Annotated in this window: 1 pseudogene; it reads right to left on the bottom strand. The window is 60.4% G+C overall.

The features are described from left to right. A pseudogene (locus J5M71_RS27485) lies at window positions 1–498 on the bottom strand (flagellar motor switch protein FliM); the annotation flags it as partial.

The raw sequence follows: 498 nt of genomic DNA, 5'->3' as shown, positions 1-498 counted from the left end.
CGCTCGTCCTGATCGTCGAGGTCGGACTGGAAACCGGCGTCGAGCATCTCGCGCACCGGCTCGATCATCGAGTACGGCATGGTCACGTGCAGATCGCCGCCACCGCCATCGAGTTCGATGTGGAAGGTGGAGACCACAATCGCTTCGCTCGGGCCGACGATGTTGGCCATGGCCGGGTTCACTTCCGAGTTGATGTACTCGAAATTGACTTCCATGATCGCCTGCCAGGCTTCTTTCAGATCGACGAAAGCCTGCTCGAGCACCATGCGCACTACGCGCAGTTCGGTCGGGGTGAATTCCCGCCCTTCGATCTTGGCGTGACGGCCGTCGCCACCGAAAAAGTTGTCCACCAGCTTGAACACCAGTTTGGCGTCGAGGATGAACAGCGCGGTGCCGCGCAGCGGTTTGATCTTGACGAGGTTGAGGCTGGTCGGCACGTACAGCGAGTGCACGTATTCGCCGAACTTCATCACCTGCACGCCACCGACAGCCACGTCC

The organism is Pseudomonas sp. 43(2021), from assembly GCF_017490805.1.
In the GTDB taxonomy this organism is placed as follows: domain Bacteria; phylum Pseudomonadota; class Gammaproteobacteria; order Pseudomonadales; family Pseudomonadaceae; genus Aquipseudomonas.
Note: the sequence above shows the minus strand (reverse complement) of the source record. Positions and strands in the feature narration are given on the sequence as shown.